Source organism: Bacillus cereus group sp. Sample62 (assembly GCF_036851315.1).
GTDB lineage: Bacteria > Bacillota > Bacilli > Bacillales > Bacillaceae_G > Bacillus_A > Bacillus_A wiedmannii.
This window is the reverse complement of the sequence record NZ_JAFLPK010000001.1, coordinates 1,342,573-1,363,121: the sequence shown is the minus strand read 5'-3', so window position 1 is coordinate 1,363,121 and position 20,549 is coordinate 1,342,573. Positions and strand designations below refer to the sequence as shown.

Sequence of the window (20,549 nt, the reverse complement as noted above, 5' to 3'; positions counted from 1 at the left end):
TCTTTATCCAAAGCTCTTTTGGAACATACTATCATTTTTCATATTTTCCAATCTTTTTTAATAGATCAAGTAATTCATCCTTTTCCTCTTTCGTTAACATTTCAAAAGACTGATGTATAACTTGCTCATGCCCTGGAAAAATAGAAGCAATAAAGCTCTCTCCAGATTCAGTTAGTTGTGCATAAATAACACGTCTGTCATTCGGGCACGGAATTCTCTTTACTAGTCCCTTTTTCTCTAGCTTATCTACAACATATGTAATGCTGCCACTAGCTATTAAAATACGCTCACCAATTTGCTGAAGTGGTTGACCACCTTTATGATATAGCAGTTCTAATACAGCAAATTCAGTTGGATTTAACCCGTTACTTTGTATAGATTTATTTGTAGTATCCATAACAGAACGATGTACACGAGATAATGCAATAAATACTTTTAAAGATTGAGAAATATCTTCTCGTTCATTATTTGATGTCATACAACTTTCAACCCTTCACTTAAATTCTCAGTAATAAAAAGAAACAACAACTTAGTACTTCATGTAAATTCCGAATGAGTATTCACTCATTCATTTCCTCTCCCCAAATATATTATGAATGATTCTTGAATAAAAACATGACAATTTTAACATAGTTTATATATAATGATAATAAAAAAGAAGGAGTACCAAATTTGAAAGTCAAATTCCACAGCATAGTTTTATATATAGTGCTTGTTATTATACCAACGATAGGAATTGGTGCTACATTTTATTCATATCATTCGTATAAAATGAAGCAGGAAAACAAACTATCTGCTCACACGGTTCTCTTTTTATATAGAGACTATTTAGATCATCACCTTGGCGAAGCAATTTCCGCATTAGAAATGCTCTCAAAGGTTGTAGGAACCGAGACTGGAAATATAAATGGAGTTAAACAAATTGTACATGATACGGATGGAAACGATGCACGTTTTTCTGGTTTATATTACGCTACACCAGAAGGCATCATTACAATCGCATCCGAAGGCGACCGACCACCTGTTGATGTCTCAGATCGCAAATATATTCAAGACGTATTGCAAACGAAGAAAACAACTGTATCATCAGTCATTACAGATCGTGTTCTTGGACATCAAGCTATTATGATTGCTTCTCCCATTTTCAATAAACAGAAGAAAATCTCAGGCTTATTGTTAGCAAGTTTACGCTTTGACTACATTTCATCATCTTTAAATGCCATTAAGCCACAATACCATTTTGAAGTAACTGATAAACATGATGTAGTTTTTCTCACCGATGATAATAACGAAACAAGTGATGCGCATTCTAACATGCTTACTACCCCACTCAAAAGATTAAATTGGAAGGTCTCTGTTTCTCCATTGCCTATCCATCAAAAAACTTTATATCAGTGGGTTGCAATAGAGTGTATAGCTACTTTATTTTTAATGTCTATTTTATTTTTACTTGCTCAATATATGTTGTTAAAACGTCAAACAAAACTGGAAAGACAACAAAATGAACTACAAAAAATTGAATTGGTTGGAACTTTTGCAGCTAGTACAGCCCACGAAATCCGTAATCCTCTTACCGGAATTAAAGGGCTCGTCGCTCTATTAAAAGAGAAATATAAAGATGAACAAGATCAGTTTTATTTTTCCGTCATCGAACAAGAAATAGAACGGATTAATGAAATTGTAAGCGAATTTCTTATTCTTGGAAAGCCAACTGCTATCATTGAACAAACATATGATGTGAGAACTATTCTAAATGAGGTAGCATTAATTATTCAATCTGAGGCGAATCTACATAACATTGTATTCCATTTACATTTGCCAGACCATCCTGTTCATATCCGTTGCTCAAAAGACCATATGAAACAAGTGGTTTTAAACATTACAAAAAATGCAATTGAAGCCATGAATTCTGGTGACACATTGACCATTTCCGTAACAAACAATGAAACACACGCACAATTGAATGTTACAGATACTGGAAAAGGGATTCCAAAACATATTCAAAAACACCTCTTTCATCCGTTCTTTACTAATAAAGATACTGGAACCGGTCTTGGACTTGTCATATGTAAACGAATTGTAGAGATGTACAATGGGCATATTTTTATTGATAGTATAGAAAACGAAGGAACTACAGTTCATATCGAAATTCCGTTACACCTAGTATAATTATCCTTATCCCAAAAGGGTAATTATACTTATTTCATAAAACCAGCCACAAGCATTCGCCAAAAATTACTTGATTTCCCTTCATACCCAATTTGAAAAATAGGTACCTTTATAATTGATAACCATTTTGGTGTTTGTTTTTCTTTATAACACTGGTACTGTAAAATAAGCTTGTCCAATTCTTGACTCACTTGAATTGTCTCCATACTATTTAACCCACTTGTTAAACCTAATTGAATCATTTCTTCACGTTTCATATGAATATCACGTGAAAGCTTTTCTAATGTGTACTTCCTTTTTACGGTAAACATTCATATCCCCCTTATTATACTTCCATGCTCTCAACTTTACTTCTCCATTGGCCTTTTAACTACTTAATCATATTTGAATTTGAAGAATCAGAAAATTAAACATTTTCTCCCTGTAATTTACAAATCTTTACCCTCACTTTGAGAATTATTACAAATTATTCTATCTTTGTAAATACATTCGCAATAATAGACATTTTTTTCATCTTCTTTTTTTACAAATACCAATTAAATAGCGGATTCTCTATTTTCCATATACTTTTCTTCGACATTTTTTGTTTAATTTATGTAAAAACGCAAAACATAATGATGATTGATAAAGTGAAATTTAATCATTGGGGATTTTGTTCATTCCTCACCGCTCGCAAATAGCGGGATAAAATAGAAAGGAAATATTTATATGCGCAAATATACGATTGCATTGCTTATATTTACTCTGTTCTTACCATCCTTCTTGTTTCCTGTTCAAGCAAAGGCCCATACAAACAAAGTCGCTATTGTCATTGATGACTTCGGCAATAATATGAAGGGGACTGATAAAATGTTATCACTTCCTATTCCACTGACTGTTGCCGTTATGCCTTTTCTCCCTTCCACAAAGGAAGATGCGATAGCGGCTCATAAGAAAGGGCACGAAGTTATTATACATATGCCAATGGAACCTATTAAAGGTAAAAAAGAATGGCTTGGACCAAAAGCAATTACAACTGATTTAAGCGACGAAGAAATAAATAACCGACTCGAACAAGCGATTCAAGAAGTACCACATGCAATTGGCATGAACAATCATATGGGATCAAAAGTGACCGCGGACGAAAGAATTGTAAGGCTTATACTTGTAGCTTGTAAAAAACACGGTTTATTTTATTTAGATAGCAAAACAAACCCTAAGAGTGTCGTCCCAAAAATCGGGAAAGAATTAGGAGTGCCTATTATTGAAAACCAATTATTTTTTGATGATGTGTATACAGCGGCACATATTTCAAAACAAGCCCAATTACTCATAAAAAAACTTCAAGAAAAACCGATTATGGTAGCTATCGGACACGTTGGACCTCCAGGTGAAATTACATCACGTGTTATAGAAACTTCTATTCCTAACATTCGCGCACATGCAGATTTTATTTTTTTATCTGATTTAGCATTATCTCCGCCTCCTGTTTCAAAATAAGATTCATTACTCGCACTAAAAAAGGTACCAATCTGCATATAGCAAATTGGTACCTTTCCTTTTCACCTTAAATATAATCTACATGACTCACCCTGAATCCTTTTTTCTCTATTTTTTCGATTAATTGCTTTAATCTTTTTTCATTTAACTCATCTGCTATATTTACGATAACGCGGCGAATATATTGATCACCGTTATCTAGCGTAAATAATCCACCGATATTAAATGCTTTCAACAATGTCCCAAGTTCTTTAATCGTTCCCTTACAATCTTGTGTTGCAATTGTTAATATATAACCACCCGTCCGCATACCGAATGAATCTTCAATAACATCAAATATATTGGAATGCGTTAAGATACCGACAAATTCATTATAATCATTTAGCACAGCTAAAAATGGAAGTCGACGAATAACATAAAATGCTCTAAAAAAAGAATCCTTTTCAAAAATAAATGCAGAGGAATCTCCCAGCATATGTTCCGTACTTAATTTCTCTAATCCGCTATTACACTTCTTTTCTAAAAGATCTACTTTATAAATAATCCCTATGAATTTCTTTTCATCTTCTGCTAATACAGGGATTGCTCGAAATCCCGTTTCATTCATAATGTGCAAAGCCTCTTCACCTGAATCGTTCATTTTGCAAAATGTCACTTGTTGTTTTGGGAGAAAATGGTATTTAACTCGCAAAATATGTTCCTCCTTACATGTCAACATGTAATCTATATATAATAAGGAGACCTATATTTTATGAGTAAAATTATTTTTAAAACGCTTTCATTTTTTATTGACTTGTAACGACGTCACAAACATTTTATATAACAGAGCTCTTTGCACCTTTTATCATTAACAACTTTACATGGTAATTCATTAAATATTCTATACCCTCTAGCCATTTTTTCGCTTCTTCTGGAGTTTTCCCCCACACAATCATGCCATAATTATGAACAAGAACTACTCCTCCACCTTCAATAAAATTCGGCACATTATTTTCTAATAAATCAGCGAATTTTTTCTCATCTTCTACAATGGGAATTGTCATTTCTGTTATACCTTCTTTTCCAAAAACACGTTCCACGCTACGTTTATCGAATGTTACTTCCCCTGTTTCTCCATATAACTCTGATATTAAATGGCTATCTACAGTCTGCACTTGTAAAATACATTCTGCACTACTTTTTTTATAAATATCCGCATGCATAAATGATTCTGCAGCTGGTTTTCCTTCATTTTCAAATACTGGCTCACACATACAATTAACAACAATAAAGTCTTCTTCTGAAAATAACCCTTTATCTCTTCCCTCAACGTTTACTAAAAAAGTTAACGGCTCTTTTGACGTACAGAGTGATAAACTAATTTTTGTACCATAAAACCAATCACGAAGTGCCAATTCAGATTTCACATCTTTTAATTCATTCCATTTTTTTAGAAAAAATAACATTTCGTCACCCCCGGCATAATATTTATATAATGTTCGAATCCTTTCTATGTAAAAGGAATATTTTTTGATTATTCTAAAAATTTAATTGAATTATCACATGAGAACGCCTTTTTGTCAATATAGTTTCACAGCTCTTCTTTAAAATGGGCCATTCATATATCTATACTTCTGTCTATTCCCTATTTCATTTTGTACATAAAAAATACGTTATTCTTTTTAAATCAAAGAATAACGTATTTTCTCATCTTTTATTTCTTTATTGCGTTATATAAAAACTGTGCATATTGTTCACGTGTTACGAAATCATCACCTAAAAAATTTCCTTTTCCATCACCTTTTGATATATTATTATCCGCTAACGCTTTCACATATCCTTCTGCCCAATGACCAGTCGGTACATCAGTAAAGTTCACTTTATTATTTCTATCTTCTTTTAACTGAAATACTTTATATAATACTACAGACATTTCGTATCGAGTTAATACTCCATCTGGACGAAACTCCCCAGTACCATCTCCTTGCATAATTCCAGCTTGCGCAACTGTGGCAATATCTTGCTCAAACATATGCCCTTTCGTATCTGTAAATCTCTCTTTCTGCTCTACTTTATTTTCTAATTTCAAGTACCTTTGTACTAAAGACGCAACTTGTCCACGAGTAATACTATCCCCAAATCCAAATTGTCCATTTCCATATCCCTTGAAAATATTTTCTTTCGCTAAATAATGAATTGCTTCTTCTGACCAATGTCCTTTTGGTACATCTTTAAATTCTACTACTTCTACTTTTTCATCTTCTTTAGAAGTATTGTCTTCTTTAGAATTGTTGTCCCCTTTACTTTCTACTACATTTTGAATTACAGATCCTGTAAAGAAGATTCCTGTATCCGCAAATGGATCTTTCACCCCAAATTCATATACTTTCTCACCTGGTGTACTCCATTTCACTACACCATTACTATACGTACCACCATCACTCTTCAGACGGATTTTGGTAGATACCTCGCCGTCTTTTTCGTATATAGGTACTTTTACTTCTTTATTTACTTCTGTATCCTCTAGAAAGACTTTTTGGTTTTGAATATTAATATAAGCCTTCTTACTTAGCTCTATTACTGGTCTAACATCGCGGATTTCATTTGCAACAAAACTTAAATATACTAACTTATTCAACTTACTAACTGGCGATAAGTCTGAAATATAATTTGCTTCTAAATCAAGTTTTTGTAAGTTTACTAGATTTGATAATGGCGTAATATCCTTTAACTCATTATTAGGTAAATCTAATTCTGTAAGCTGGGTCATTTTAGCAAGTGGTGTCACATCTTCAATTTGATTTTTCCCGATAAATAATTTATTTAATTGATTCATTTGATCAATACCCGATAAATCTTTAACTTTATTACGCGTTAATACTAAGTCTTTTAAAGGTAATGAATATAACGGTTTAATATCTTCAATTTGATTACCTGCTAAAGTTAAGTATGTTACATTTTTCAACGCGCTTAATGGAGCAACATTCGTAATTTTATTATTTGCTAAATTCAAGTAATCTAGTTGTTCCATTTTAGCTAATGCTGTTACGTCTTCTATTTGGTTGCCTGATAGATATAAACTTTTTACATTTTTCATTTCAATGAGTGGTGCAACATTTGTAATTTTATTATTACTCAAATCAAGAGATGCTAAATTATCCATTTTAACAAGTGGTGTTACATCTGAAAATTCATTACCACGCAAAGCTAAATGATTTAATTGCTTTAAATTCGCAAAGAACGACGGATCTGTTATCTTCGCATTCGCAACTGTTAAAGATTTTAAATTTGGCATATATTTTAATGCACTATAATCAAGAATCTCATTCGTGTTTAAAAACAAGTCTTTTACTTGTAATAACTCCTCTTTCGTAATTGGTGTATTTAAATCTTTTCTATTAAATACTTTTTTATTAACAAGTTCTCTTAATTTGTTATCTGTTATCATATTTTGACTATCAACTGGATGATCTGTTTCCGTATTGCCTGAATTAGAGTTATCATCTGGTTTCTCTGTTTCTTTGTCACCTACAGTTGGATCTTTGATTTCAAATTGAACTTGATATTTGTGATCATATCCGATGGCCGGAATAAGTATATGCATTTGCATATTATGCTTCTTCTCGAATTCGCCAATTTCAAATTGGACTACTTTCGTTCCATTTTTCCTCTTATCTTCTGATAAAACTTTCACATCCTGAAATACACCAGGTTGGTTTTTATCCTCTATTCTAAGATATTGAAAATAATCGCTATCTTGTATTGTTACAGTAACGATTTTTTTCCCATTTTCAATTGCTACTTTAGGATTTTTTATGTACTGAGAAACCATAGATGGCTCATCTTTTTGATCCTTATATATTTTAATCTCAGTATCGTATGTACGTTCACTAGCTGCCGCCACCGACTGGTTTGCTTCAGCTTTTAGTGCTGCTAATGCTGGAGTAGAGTATGTAGCAAATGGAATTGCTAATGTTGTGGCTACTACTAGCGCCTTAATATAACTTTTTTTCAAAATAATATCCCCTATCATATATAATTTTTATAATTGATAAACGTTATCAATTACCTACAAATAAATGATAATGAATATCATTATCATTGTCAATGATAATATTACATTAAGTTTATATTTCCAAAGATAAAAAATAAAAAACCCTTTAATCAAAGGGCCTTTTTACCTAGCATATGAAGAATTTCACTTTTTTCTTTTTCATTAATAAAACCAATTTTTTGCAAAATATTTGCATACAATACAAGTTTATTATATATCCGTTCTGACATGCTTCTCCCTTCTTTCCTTCGACCAACTTTTTTTGTATTGGTAAATTATATGAAAGAGATGAGAAAATGTGTCCACTTTTTGCATACATACAAATCTTTTATCCTGCTATTTGCGGACAGTAAAACTCCCACCTCAAAAACAGGTGGGAGTTCAATTTATTTAGCAAATTGTCCATTGAATATTATGCTTTTTGACTTCCTCTTCAAAACTATAGGGCATTTTCTTATCACAAATTACATGTTGAATACGTGAAAATGCTGCTATTCGGTAATTTCCTTTTACCCCTACTTTTGTATGATCACATAAAATATATGTTTTCTCCGCTAATTTCAGCATCGCTTCTGACAATTTCGCCTTTTCTAATTCAAAACTAGAAACCCCAAAACCAGGTAACAATCCATCAATCGAAACGAATGCTTTATGAAAATGAAATTGCTGGATTACTTGCTGCGAAATAGACCCTGACACACGTGAATGCTTTGGAGAGACTTTTCCACCAATAAATAAAACCTCACCGTGAAACATCTTTTTATTAATAGAAGAAATTAATTGTGTAGCTACTGGAAATGAACTTGTTACAATCGTTAAATTTTTACGATGAACAAGATATGGCACCATTTGAAGTGGTGTACTTCCATCATCAATCGCAATCACATCTCCATCTTCCACAAACGTTGCTGCTTTATACCCAATTCTCTTCTTCTCTTCTATATGCAGCATCTCTCGTTCTAACATTGGTGCCTCTATTCCAGCTCCCGGAAGTTGGACGGCTCCACCATACACTTTCTTCAACTTCTTTTCACGATCCAATTCTTCTAAATAACGACGAATCGTCTCTGTTGATACAGCAAACTCTCTCGCTAACTCTGAAACTTTTACTTTCCCTTTAAACTCTACCTTCTCAAGAATGGTTCGCTTTCTTTCTTCACCTACTACAGACATAGCTTCACCCCATTGATTTCTACCTCATAAACTGCCTTACTTATACAAAGTTATAACTTTCTTTTTCAGTGAAAACTTCTTCATGAATATGAATACCACGCTTTTTTAGTTCATCAAAAATAATTTGTGGATTTACAAAAGCTTCCTCAGGTGTCACAACACCAACTTTATTTACATTCCCTTTTGCGATTAACTCTGTAGCAATCCCAAATGGAATACCGACGTTTCTCGTATAAGCTCTTAATTTTTCCCACCCTACAACAGAACCATCAGATAACGGGTGTGTATGATATAATACGTGCCTTTGTTTCTCATTATTTTTCATGCCTATTACTTCTACATGAAGTGCATAACCGTAAATTTCTGTTTCTTGCCCTTCTTTCGATTGCAATAAATACTTCGAAATACAATCCATAATGCCAATTTCTTTCCCATTTATGTCAACTCGATCATTACGCAATATACCATAATCATATAAAGCACGTACGAGCTGCATATTTTTCTTTGGCCAAGTTCCTCTCGTCTCTATCAGTTTGACGCCTTTATTTTCTAGTGCTTTTGCTAACGTAATCGTTTCAGAATGCGGTATTATATACTGCGTTGCCTTACCATAAGGCGCCGGTAATTCAATTTCTCTTGGACGCGCAAACGGCGGTACTTGCTTAAACTCACCCTCTTCATATACTGTACGCGATGGTAAATGTGGATCATATTCATATGTCGTTGTTTCTGTAATTGATGCAGAAAAAGCAATTGGACGGTACGAGCCATGACTTACACGTACTGACTCTACAGTATCTAGCTGATTTGCTGCATGCATTGCCATCATTTGCGTTACACCTGGCGTCATACCAAAACCAGGTAAACACGTTTTTTCATTTTGAGCAAATATAGAATGAAATTCATTTTCTTCACCAAATCCATTCAAATTCACACCGTGACAACCTGCTTCTGCAATACATCGAGTAGACAATCCATTTAACTTAATTGTCGTACCGTCCATTACAATGTCATAACCTTTCATTTTTGCAACCGTATCCTCGTGATTTGTTACATCTACTTTCACAAAATCAACACGAGGATCGTTGAGCCATTCTACCACTTTCAGGCCCTCTTCTTCATTAAAATCAGCTACTGTAATCGCCTCAAAAGATGAAAATTGTACTAAATCTAAAATTGCTTCACGACAAATTTTACCTGCTCCACCTAAACAAAATACTTTCATCCTATAGCAACTCCTTTAGCGATACTATCAACTAAGCGATTGATATCTGCCTCATGTACATCACCGATATTTCCAATGCGGAATGTATCTACTTTTGAAATTTTACCTGGATAAATAACAAACCCATCACACTTTAATTCATTATATAACTGCCCAAAATCGAACCCCTCTTCTGGATAAATGAAGGATGTAATAATAGGCGATTGATATTTTTCATCTACTAGTGGCTTAAATCCGATTTCTCTCATTCTATTCACTAATATTTTTTGATTGTTATAATATCGATTGTAACGCGCTTCTACTCCGCCCTCTTTTTCTAATTCAAGTAGTGCTTGATAAAAAGCGTGTACAACATGTGTAGGTGACGTAAAACGCCATTTCCCATTTTGATTTTCCATCGTTTCCCACTGATCAAATAAATCTAATGATAATGAACGTGCCTGCCCTTTACATTTCACCAATTCATCGCGCTTTGCAATAACAAAACCGAATCCAGGAACCCCTTGAATACATTTATTCGCACTACTAATTAGAAAGTCAATTTGCAACTCAGCGATATCTATTTCAATACCACCAAAACTACTCATTGCATCAACCAGTGTTACTTTTCCGTATTGCTTCCCTAATTTACATACATCTACAATTGGATTGATAATACCTGTTGTTGTTTCACAATGAACAACTGCAATATGTGTAATCTCTTTATCTCGTTGCAATATCTTTTCTACTTCTGCAATATTAGTAGGCTCCCACTCTTCCGTTTGACTGACCATCACATCTATATGTAACATCTCTGCCATTTGTACAATTCGCTTACCATACGCACCATTTGTACATACGAGCAGCTTTCCATTTTTAGGAACGACAGAGCCAATCACTGCTTCAACTGAAAACGTACCGCTTCCTTGCATGAGAACAGTTGTATATGTCTCTTCTTCCTTCGTCGCTAACGATACAAGTTTAGCTCTTACCTCTTGTACCATTGTGTTATATTCAGCATCCCACGTACACCAATCGTATAACATAACTTCTTTTACTGTTTTGGTTGTTGTTAATGGTCCAGGCGTTAATAATAAATAGTGATTTTCAGTCATGATCCTATTCCCCTTTTATGAAATAATAAGTTCTTGTTTCTCGATATGTTCCATTACGTTTTCGAGTTCCTGCATCGTTTCTATCGTAAAGTGCGCCCCATTTTCAACGAAACGATTGCGAACTACTTCTATTTTTTCACGAAGTTCTACCGGATCCATATTCTCCACTTCCTCTTCAGTTAAGCCGAGTTCGCTACTGCCGAGAATTACACCTACTGTCCACATACCAGCATTTCTTCCCTCTTTCATATCTGATACCGTGTCTCCAACTTTTATCATATGATTCATTGGATATACACCAAGCTCCATCGCATTTTTATAGCACATCCACGGATACGGACGACCTGCTGGAACATCATCTGGTGTTACAAGAAAATCAGGTTTATACCCTTGTAGCGCTGCTTCTTTTGCTACAATGTCCATCATTTCTCTCGTATAACCAGTCGTTGAACCAATTTTAATTCCTCTTTCACGTAAAGAAGCAATTACTTCTTTTACTCCATTAATCGGCGACGCATAGCGCGGTAAAATAGCGAAGAGAATTTCTTCAAATTCTTCATACATCTCCTGAATGTCTGCCTCTGTTGGTAATTGTCCGAAAACACGATTCCACTCACTCGCAATACGAGGCATCTCTGTTAATGCCCTAACATGATCAATTTTCAATAATCCCATTGGCTTACGAGCTTCTTCTGCAGTAATTGCAACACCGCGTTTATGGAAAATCTCCATAAATACTTCCAGTGGTGCAAAACATCCGTAATCAACTGTTGTACCTGCCCAATCAAAAATAACTGCTTCTATTTTCATTTAATCCATCACCCTTCTTATTTATCTTTTTTGCCATTGTGACGTTCGGTTACGAAGTGCTTTCGTTCCCCATTCATATACAACTCTTACTACAATATTTGTAACGACAATAAGTACACTCATTGCAGCTGCTGGTGCTACATTTCCTGCATCATCCATATTTACAATTGATACGGCAGCTAGTTTAAAATCAGCTGCATATAGGAATACAACTGCTGAGACAGTTACCATTGAGTTTACGAAGTAGTACATTACCATTTCTAAAATGGCTGGTAAACACATCGGTACCGTAACTCGAAAGAATGTTTTATAAAACGGTATCCCCATCGACTGTGAAACAAGTTCAAACTCTCGATCTAATTTCTTTAAAGCTGTCGTTGCCGTAACAAATGTTACAGAATAAAAATGAATGATATTGACTAGTACTAGCACAGCAATTGTTCCGTATAGAGAATGAAATGGGTTCGTTACGGAAAGTCCAAAGATTTGTATTGTTGGTTGACTGAAGAAGAAGACGTAGCCTAACCCAAGTACTAAACCTGGTATCGCTAAAGGGACGATAGAGAAAAAATAACCTGCTTTTCGAAAAAATTGTAGCTGATCAATTTTCTCAATCGCATAAGCGAACATAAATGTTAAAACTGCTCCAATAACCGCAGTAATTGCTGAAACAATTACGCTATTTTTAAAGGCTTCAAGTCCATCTCCTGTTAAACTGGAAAAATTAAAATGCTCAAATGTAAAGCTCATATTATATGGCCATACTTTTACACTTGCAGCAATACCAACTGCCACAAATAATAGAATGATCATAAGCGTTACTACGCTACAATATACGAATGAAATAACATCTCGTTTCTTATTATTTATTATTCTGTAAGGTACTGATTTGGAAGATAAGAGATTCGCCTGCTTTCTTTGCGTAATGCGATCAACTGCAACTGCAAATATAGCTGGGATTAATAAAATCATTCCGACAGTTGCACCCATCGGCATATTTTGCTGCCCAATTACTTGCTTATATACGTCAGTAGCAAGTACATTATATTGCCCACCAACAATTTTTGGTGCCCCAAAATCAGTGAAACTAAGTGTAAACACAACGAACATCGCACTAATTAATCCGTACTTTACACTAGGTAAAGTAACAGTGAAAAATTGCTTTGTTTTACTCGCTCCTAACATATTAGAAGCTTCATATAAACGATAATCAGAGCCTTGAAAAGCAATTAATAATATAAGAAATGCTTGCGGAAATGTATACATGACTTCAGCCATTACAATTCCTACTGGTCCATATAAAGGGATTTGTATCCCTTCAAACAAACCAAACATTCCTTTCGTTACTAATCCTTGATTACCAAATAAATATGTCAGTGCGATACCATGCATCATCGTTGGTGCGAATAATGGTAACAACGCAATATATTGAAATACACGCTTTCCAAACACATTCGTACGAGCGATCGCATAGGCGTAAGCGAAAGCGAGTGTCACTGCAATAATTGTTGTCGCGCCCGAAATCCATATCGTATTTTGTAATGATTGAACTAGCGTTGGTGTTGTGAAATATTTACTGAAATTCGCAACACCAATGAAAGCTCCGTCTTTATCATAAAAAGCTTGTGTAAACAATTGTAATAGAGGTAATACAAGCATGATCAAAAACGCGAGAAGCATACCAATAATTAATAGTCTTTGTATCCACTCTTCTTTACCGATACGTCTCTTAATCTTTTTTTTCGTACTTTCTACCTTGAAATCTTCTAACATCTCCATCTATACAATGACCTTCTTTCCATATGACAACATATGATTTTCTGAGAAAGAGATTTGAATCGGCTTTCCTTTTCTAATTGCGGTTGCTTCTACTTCTGATGACAATATATCCACTACAATTTTCTCGTTATAAAGATGTGTTTTTTCTTCTACGACCCGCACTTCCGTCCGATATACAGATCCGCGAAATTCCATGCTTTCCACAACCGTTTTAATACCATCCTTTTGTACAACTGTTACATGCTCAGGACGAATTGCATGTTCTTCATTGTTTTTCGAAAAGAAATTAATAGAACCAATAAAATCTGCCACAAATGGATTGGCTGGTCTTTGATAAATCTCCTCTGGTGTGCCAATCTGCATAATTTCCGCATGATTCATTACAACAATTTTATCGGCCATCGTTAATGCCTCTTCTTGATCATGCGTAACCATAATAGTTGTTACTCCTACTTTTTCTTGCAAATCACGCATTTCTCTACGTAACTTTTCACGCACTTTTGCATCTAAAGCAGATAAAGGCTCATCGAGTAACAAAATATCCGGAGACAGAGCGAGCGCACGTGCAAGTGCTACTCGCTGCTGTTGTCCACCAGACATTTGAGCAGGATATTTATCTTTTACATTCAGCAAATCTACAAGTTCTAACGCCTCTAGCGCTTTCTCTTTTACTTCTGCTTTTCCATATTTTTTTGTCTTTAAGCCGTATTCAATGTTTTCAAGTGCTGTTAAATTCGGAAATAATGCATACGATTGAAACACCATTCCGAAATTCCTCTTTCCAGGAGGTAATGCTGTAATATCTTTTCCATCCACAGCTATACTACCTGTTGTCGCCTCTTCTAGCCCTGCTAAAATTCGAAGCAATGTTGTTTTCCCACAACCACTTGGGCCTAATAAACATACAAACTCATTTTTTTTCACAGTAAAAGAAATATCTTTTAACGCTGTAAATGCATCAAACTGTTTTTGAATGTGTTGAATTGATAAATATTCGCTCATTTTTTCTCTCTCCCACTCACTTACTTTTTCGGTTCTGCTTTTTGGCCAAACTCTTTTTCCCATTTTTCTAAGATTTTGTCACGATTTTCTGCTGCCCATTTAAAGTCATTCTTTTTGTATAACTTTTCTGTCACATCTTTAGGGAATCCATCTGGAAGTTTATAATCATTTTTAATTGTCGCGAATCCATTTTTCTCGAAGTATAACTTCATTACATCATCAGTAATTGCCCAATCTAAAAATGCTTGCGCTAATTTTTCATTTTTTGCATTATCTTTTTTAATAAGTGCGTTCGCTTCTACTTCCCAACCTAATCCTTCTTTCGGCAATACAACTTCAACTGGTGCACCTTTTTGTTTCTCTTTCAAAGCACTATAAACCATTGATACGCCAACTGGATATTCACCTGCGCCTGCTAATTTAGCTGGTTTTGAACCTGAATGAGTATAAGTTGCCATATTATCATGAAGTTTCTTCATGTAATCCCAGCCTTTATCTTCACCCATAATTTGTAACCATGCAGAAACTGTTAAAAATCCTGTTCCAGAAGAAGCTGGATGTGGCATAACAAGCGTTCCTTTATATTCTGGTTTCGTTAAGTCTTCGTATGATTCTGGCATCGGTAAATTTTTCTTCTTTAATTCTTCTTTATTTATAGCAATCCCCGTCATAAATGCCGTATTACCTACCCATTTTTCTGGTTGCTTATCATCTTTAAATTGCGGAAGAACACGATCCGCTCCTTTTGGAGAGTATCCTTTTAACATATCTTTTTTATCTAAAGCTAATAGACTAGACGCTGCTGTTCCCCATACAACATCTGCTTGTGTATTTTTTCCTTCAGCTAGCAATTTCGCTGTAATAACTCCAGTTGAATCACGAACAATGTTCAGTTTCACATCTGGATACTTCTGTTTAAAAGAATCAAGATACATTGGTACAAGTTCTTCTTCAATCGCTGTGTAAACAGTTAATGATCCGGATAATTTATCATCCTTTACTTTTGCCCCAGCACTTTCTTCTTTCTTTGCACCACACCCCATTAATAACGAAAATACCATTCCAGTTGCTACAGCTTTAAAGATTGTTTTTTTCACTGTCTCTCTCTCCTTTTATAAATCTTATGTACAACTCAAATATAAACAACTAGTGTAAAAGCAGTATTAAACCAACATTAATCTTTTGTTTGTTGTTTGTTTTTGTGTAATACGTTGCTACTTCTATGTTTTTTCGCATTTTTCTGCCAATAATGAACGCTAAATTTACAAATAATTAAAAAAACCTTTATAATCCCACAAAAAAATGAGGCGTTTGTAAAAAACGCCTCATTTTTGTTTACCTTTTTTTGAATTACGATTTGCATACTTCGCGCTATTTTCTCCTTCATACTCTAATGCAAATTCTGCATCTGGTAAGCTTTCTTTCGGAGTTTTATTATTGTTGATTGCCGCATTTTGTTTCACTTTTCTTTTTACCAATACATTCACCTGCTCTCAAAAATTCACTTTCTACTCTAGTTTGAAGCAACATTAAATAATTATTACTGGCAAGTGTTAACAAGTACATAAGAGCCGCTAGATGGAAATACTACCTATGAAGAAAGTATTAGAAAAGGAGCGATTATTTTGAAGAAGAAAGATAAAATTCAGTCACCAATTTTAGATGAAACGCTCCCGCATCAAATGAATTTTCCATCTTTTAAAGGAACAGGAAAGAAGATGCAACAACCTTTCATAAATCAATATGACGTCGTAATCGGAGACAGTAAATATGATTCCGAGAATAGTCCACTTCACAATTGGACTGATGAAGTTGACCCTGCCATTATGGCTGGAGAAGAATGGATTCATCCCACAAATGATATTGGGTGGATTTCAGAAGAAAATCAAGAGTTGCTAAAAAAAGAAGCGGATAATAAGAATGGCGCTTTTATGCATCCACAATTTGGCATTAACGACTAAAAAACCATTCTACCTAACAAAGGTAGAATGGTTTCATACTATCCAATAATAATTCGCTCTTTCGGGTATTTATAGCGAGGTGGCTGTTCTCTTCCACCACTAGCCAGTATAAATGTTAAAATACCGACACGCCCAATAAACATAAGTACAATGAGTACAAGTTTACCAACAGTTGTTAAATCTGGCGTAATACCTGTCGATAGCCCTGTCGTCCCGAAAGCAGAACACACTTCAACAATTAAACTCATAAGCGGTACATTTTCCGTAATAGATAAAATAAAGAGTGCTGTGGCACATAATAAAATCCCCATCGTCATAACGACAGATGCTTTCAGCACATCCTCTTCATGTAGCTGACGTTTGAAGACTCTAACTGTTCTCCCGCCTCTTGCAAAAGTGTATAACGATAATATACTAACAGCAAATGTTGTTGTACGTATTCCGCCCCCAACCGAACTTGGAGATGCCCCTATAAACATTAATATACTCATAAATAAAAGCGTCGGTTGTGACAATTCACGTATATCCATTGTAGCCAGTCCACCACTTCGCGTCGTCACAGATTGGAACAATGTATAGAAAACTGTTTCATGCCATGACTTTCCTGCTAAAAACTGATTTCGCTCTAGTAGAAAAATCATAATTGTTCCAACGATAACGAGTGCAAAAAATGTCGTTGTCGTCAATTTTGTAAATAACGAAAAGCGGAATAGTTGCTGTTTCCTTTTACTAAAGAATTGCTTTACTTCCATTAACACCGGGAAGCCAATTGCTCCTAAAATAATAAGCAACATATGAATCATTTGCACAATATAATCTTTTTTGTACGGAATTAGTGATTGTCCAGTTAAATCAAATCCTCCGTTCGTAGTTGCACTAACAGCGGCAAAGAAACCGTGGAAATAAGCTTCTTGCCAAGTTGGAAAATAAAGTAGAAATCTTGTACCTAATAGTATTGCTCCAATAAGTTCTATCGAAATAATTACAATTAAAATAGAACGCATCAATTCTACAAGGCCTGATAAATTCCCTTGATTATGATCTGCCATAATAAGTCTTCTTCTCTGCAAACCGATCTTTTTCCCCGTTATAATCCAAACAAACGTACCAAGTGCCATAATTCCTAAGCCGCCTAATTGTAAAATAAGGGCTAACATAATAATTCCTGCCGTAGTAAATGTATCTGAAATCGTAACAACAGACAATCCCGTAACACTTACCGCACTAACAGATGTAAAGAGGGCATCGATAAATGTCCATTTCACACCAGACTTCGTAACAAACGGGAAACTAAGCAATATCACCGATACAACTACTGCTAATAAATAAAACAAAACAATGAGTTGTACAGGACGTAATTTTTGTAAAAACTTTTTTATATCTCTCATTCCATCACTTCGCTACCTTTTTTTCTATCGATTAAATAAAGAAAAATCTTCACTTTCTTTATTTGTAAATAACTGCTCAAATAATTTGGCAAATACCATTCCATACACAGTTCCATTACCTCCATACGGCAATGCGTAAAATAAATTATGTATCTCTTTGTCTTCTTTTAAAATAGGGAGACCATCATGACTACCGCCAAATGCTGCCGCCCAATAGTACTCTGCCTGTATATTCTTATACTGCGGGAACATCTCTTTTACAATGTTAATAAGGATATCACGCTTATGCAATAATTTCGTATCACCAATTGTTTGAATTTGCATTGCTTCATCTAATCCGCCTACAATAATACGGTTTTGATACGTTCGAAAATATAAGTAAGGCCGTGCTGTTTCCCAAATTAATGATTGTTCATGCCAGCCTTCAAATGAATCTACCTTATTTGTCACAACTGCATATGATGTTTCCACTGTTGTATTTTTTTCTTTCTTTCCGAAAAGTGCTTCATAACCTGTCGCCATAATAATATTCTTTGCTACAATTTGATTTCCTGTTTTCGTGTAACAAATTAAATCATTTTGGCGTTTTTTTATATGTATGGCCTCTGTATGCTCAAGTATAGTAGCTCCCATTTGATTTGCTTTATGCAAAAGGCTATGTGCTAATAAATACGGATTCACTTCGGCATCACCATGCGTATATAACGCTGCTTGTTTTATAAATGAATACTTCTTCTTCATATGTGAATCGGTAAAATATTCAACCGGGAATCCATAATGGCGTAACGTATTATATTCTTCTTGTAAAAACGATACATCCTCATTTCTACTTGCATAATACAAACTACTTCGCGGAATAAACTGGGGATCAATATCGAGAGTCGGTACAACTTGCTCCATTGTTCGTAGCGCTTCGTAACAAAGCTTATATGCTCGTACCCCCTTTTTTTCACCAAATGTATGGATAAGTGAGGTTAGCGATTTATCATGAAGAAATTGTAGTAAACCTGTATTAGCAGCTGTGCTACCACATGCGATTGCTCGTTTTTCAATGAGCGTAACACGCATTCCAATTTTCGCTAACGAATACGCTATATGAGCACCTGCTTCTCCGCTTCCGACTACAAGCACATCACATATCATATCATTTTCTAACGTTGGATAACAAGGTATAGAAACTCCTGTATTCCAAAACAACTTACCAGTCATAAGTTTCATAATTATACTCCTAAAATATAAATTTCTCCTTTCTATGTTTTGTTATTTCCCATAAAAAAATCCAACTAACATACGCTAGTTGGATTTTTTTTAATTAGAACGCGCCTCCAGCCAATTTCCAACCGTCGGATATGTTTGTTTTACTGCTGTTCCACCGTAAACAACCGACATATGTCCCGTTGGTAAACATACATATTGTTTATCTGTGCTAGAAATATGATCTAGTAAAGCTTCTACTTGGCATGGCAGCGCTATATGGTCACGTTTCGCAGAAATATTTAAGACATTCGCCTTAATATTTGCAAGGTCTACCTTTTGTCCGCGAATAACGAGTTCGCCTTTCACTAATTTATTATTTTGATAAAAATCACGAATCCATTGTCTATACGATTCACCTGGGAATGGAATACCGTCACCAACCCACTTTTGAACTAATTTCCAGCTTTCGACGAAGCGCTCATTTTCTGAACGATCGAGTAAAGCAACATATGGACCTACAAAGTTTGTAATTGGTTTTAACATCTTATTTCCGAAATCAATCATTTCTGGCGGAATATTTCCGAATGTATCAACCGCTTTATCTAAATTGAAATATTTCTCATCTAATAAAGGACCGTATAATCCTGTTTCAGAGAAATCAAATGGACTTGTCATAAAGATTAAGTTGCGAATTGGCATGTGCGGATGAAGTGCCGCATAAATAGAAGTTAGCGTTCCACCCATGCAATAACCAAGTAAAGAAATCTCATCCGATTTCGCAGTTCTCATTACTTTCTTCACTGCTTTTGCAATATAATCGAACACGAAATCATCAAATTTCAAATGACTATCTTCTAAACCAAATGTGCCCCAATCAAGCATATACACATCAAAACCACGATCTACTAAATATTCCACTAAACTATTTCCTGGAGTTAAATCCATAATATACGGTTTATTAATAAGCGCGTATATTAATAGGATTGGAACTCTCTGTGTTTTTTCTTGTTTTGGAATGTAACGATACAGCTTCGTTTTATTCTTCGTCCAAATAACTTCTTTCGGTGTTAAACCAACTTGTGGTTCTGGTTCGCGTAATAAAACTTCGCTCGCTCTTTTCACACGGCGATATGCTTTACGATATTCTTCTGGGTACAACTCCAATTGCTTTTCCCATTCCGTTACGAATGTAGTCATTTTTCTATCTCCTTTTTGGTCAATTTCTTTCTAAAAAAAGAA

19 protein-coding genes are annotated in these 20,549 nt (G+C 34.8%); 3 read left to right on the top strand and 16 right to left on the bottom strand.

All coding sequences use genetic code 11. From position 1 onward, the window contains the following. Nucleotides 1-31 precede the first annotated feature (31 nt). Nucleotides 32-478, bottom strand: a complete 447-nt coding sequence (locus J0835_RS06825; RefSeq protein ID WP_000203345.1) for a MarR family winged helix-turn-helix transcriptional regulator — start codon at nucleotides 476-478, stop codon at nucleotides 32-34. A 194-nt stretch (nucleotides 479-672) separates the two neighbouring features. Between J0835_RS06825 and J0835_RS06820 the strand changes: the two genes are divergently transcribed. Next, nucleotides 673-2,169, top strand: coding sequence for a DUF3149 domain-containing protein (locus tag J0835_RS06820; RefSeq protein WP_087979887.1), 1,497 nt, complete (start codon nucleotides 673-675; stop codon nucleotides 2,167-2,169). Between the two features lie 29 nt (nucleotides 2,170-2,198). Here J0835_RS06820 and J0835_RS06815 read toward each other — a convergent pair whose 3' ends face one another. Next, complete coding sequence (locus tag J0835_RS06815; protein ID WP_000495532.1) at nucleotides 2,199-2,480, bottom strand: aspartyl-phosphate phosphatase Spo0E family protein; 282 nt, start codon at nucleotides 2,478-2,480, stop codon at nucleotides 2,199-2,201. A 397-nt stretch (nucleotides 2,481-2,877) separates the two neighbouring features. On the opposite strand from J0835_RS06815, the gene J0835_RS06810 reads away from it, so the two are divergent. Beyond that, nucleotides 2,878-3,648 carry a divergent polysaccharide deacetylase family protein gene (locus tag J0835_RS06810; protein WP_087979886.1) on the top strand — a complete coding sequence of 257 codons (771 nt, stop codon included), beginning with the start codon at nucleotides 2,878-2,880 and terminating at the stop codon, nucleotides 3,646-3,648. Between the two features lie 67 nt (nucleotides 3,649-3,715). Here J0835_RS06810 and cbpA read toward each other — a convergent pair whose 3' ends face one another. The 11 genes from cbpA to J0835_RS06755 form a co-directional block, all read right to left on the bottom strand. Continuing rightward, the gene (gene cbpA, locus J0835_RS06805; RefSeq protein ID WP_001264215.1) at nucleotides 3,716-4,339 is read right to left on the bottom strand and encodes a cyclic di-AMP binding protein CbpA; all 624 of its coding nucleotides are present in this window, start codon (nucleotides 4,337-4,339) and stop codon (nucleotides 3,716-3,718) included. A gap of 124 nt (nucleotides 4,340-4,463) precedes the next feature. Then, nucleotides 4,464-5,093 (bottom strand): class II aldolase/adducin family protein, encoded by a 630-nt coding sequence (locus tag J0835_RS06800; protein ID WP_087979885.1) that lies wholly within the window; start codon nucleotides 5,091-5,093, stop codon nucleotides 4,464-4,466. A 248-nt stretch (nucleotides 5,094-5,341) separates the two neighbouring features. Then, nucleotides 5,342-7,642, bottom strand: coding sequence for an NEAT domain-containing leucine-rich repeat protein (locus J0835_RS06795; protein ID WP_140386706.1), 2,301 nt, complete (start codon nucleotides 7,640-7,642; stop codon nucleotides 5,342-5,344). Between the two features lie 429 nt (nucleotides 7,643-8,071). After that, nucleotides 8,072-8,854, bottom strand: coding sequence for a DeoR/GlpR family DNA-binding transcription regulator (locus J0835_RS06790; RefSeq protein WP_000117658.1), 783 nt, complete (start codon nucleotides 8,852-8,854; stop codon nucleotides 8,072-8,074). 40 nt (nucleotides 8,855-8,894) lie between these two features. Then, the gene (locus tag J0835_RS06785) at nucleotides 8,895-10,079 is read right to left on the bottom strand and encodes a saccharopine dehydrogenase family protein (RefSeq protein ID WP_087979883.1); all 1,185 of its coding nucleotides are present in this window, start codon (nucleotides 10,077-10,079) and stop codon (nucleotides 8,895-8,897) included. After that, nucleotides 10,076-11,173, bottom strand: coding sequence for a 2-aminoethylphosphonate--pyruvate transaminase (gene phnW / locus J0835_RS06780; protein WP_087979882.1), 1,098 nt, complete (start codon nucleotides 11,171-11,173; stop codon nucleotides 10,076-10,078). The genes J0835_RS06785 and phnW overlap by 4 nt, the downstream gene beginning before the upstream one ends. Before the next feature lie 15 nt (nucleotides 11,174-11,188). Next, entirely contained in the window at nucleotides 11,189-11,983 is a 795-nt protein-coding gene (phnX, locus tag J0835_RS06775) for a phosphonoacetaldehyde hydrolase (RefSeq protein ID WP_087979881.1), read from the bottom strand. 21 nt (nucleotides 11,984-12,004) lie between these two features. After that, the gene (locus J0835_RS06770; RefSeq protein ID WP_140386705.1) at nucleotides 12,005-13,762 is read right to left on the bottom strand and encodes a putative 2-aminoethylphosphonate ABC transporter permease subunit; all 1,758 of its coding nucleotides are present in this window, start codon (nucleotides 13,760-13,762) and stop codon (nucleotides 12,005-12,007) included. Beyond that, nucleotides 13,763-14,764, bottom strand: coding sequence for a putative 2-aminoethylphosphonate ABC transporter ATP-binding protein (locus J0835_RS06765; RefSeq protein ID WP_087979880.1), 1,002 nt, complete (start codon nucleotides 14,762-14,764; stop codon nucleotides 13,763-13,765). Nucleotides 14,765-14,784: 20 nt separating this feature from the next. Then, nucleotides 14,785-15,861, bottom strand: a complete 1,077-nt coding sequence (locus tag J0835_RS06760; RefSeq protein WP_087979879.1) for a putative 2-aminoethylphosphonate ABC transporter substrate-binding protein — start codon at nucleotides 15,859-15,861, stop codon at nucleotides 14,785-14,787. A gap of 228 nt (nucleotides 15,862-16,089) precedes the next feature. Further along, a complete protein-coding gene (locus J0835_RS06755) occupies nucleotides 16,090-16,242 on the bottom strand; it encodes a hypothetical protein (RefSeq protein WP_000240799.1) in 153 nt (50 codons plus the stop codon). 147 nt (nucleotides 16,243-16,389) lie between these two features. Here J0835_RS06755 and J0835_RS06750 point away from each other — a divergent pair, with 147 nt between their 5' ends. Beyond that, nucleotides 16,390-16,725, top strand: coding sequence for a DUF3905 domain-containing protein (locus J0835_RS06750; RefSeq protein WP_140386704.1), 336 nt, complete (start codon nucleotides 16,390-16,392; stop codon nucleotides 16,723-16,725). A gap of 38 nt (nucleotides 16,726-16,763) precedes the next feature. Here J0835_RS06750 and J0835_RS06745 read toward each other — a convergent pair whose 3' ends face one another. The 3 genes from J0835_RS06745 to phaC all read right to left on the bottom strand — a co-directional run bounded on the left by J0835_RS06745 (nucleotide 16,764) and on the right by phaC (nucleotide 20,507). Next, nucleotides 16,764-18,113 carry a TrkH family potassium uptake protein gene (locus J0835_RS06745; protein ID WP_087979877.1) on the bottom strand — a complete coding sequence of 450 codons (1,350 nt, stop codon included), beginning with the start codon at nucleotides 18,111-18,113 and terminating at the stop codon, nucleotides 16,764-16,766. Between the two features lie 24 nt (nucleotides 18,114-18,137). Continuing rightward, the gene (locus tag J0835_RS06740) at nucleotides 18,138-19,331 is read right to left on the bottom strand and encodes an NAD(P)/FAD-dependent oxidoreductase (protein WP_087979876.1); all 1,194 of its coding nucleotides are present in this window, start codon (nucleotides 19,329-19,331) and stop codon (nucleotides 18,138-18,140) included. Nucleotides 19,332-19,421: 90 nt separating this feature from the next. After that, nucleotides 19,422-20,507 (bottom strand): class III poly(R)-hydroxyalkanoic acid synthase subunit PhaC, encoded by a 1,086-nt coding sequence (phaC, locus tag J0835_RS06735; RefSeq protein WP_087979875.1) that lies wholly within the window; start codon nucleotides 20,505-20,507, stop codon nucleotides 19,422-19,424. Nucleotides 20,508-20,549 lie beyond the last annotated feature (42 nt).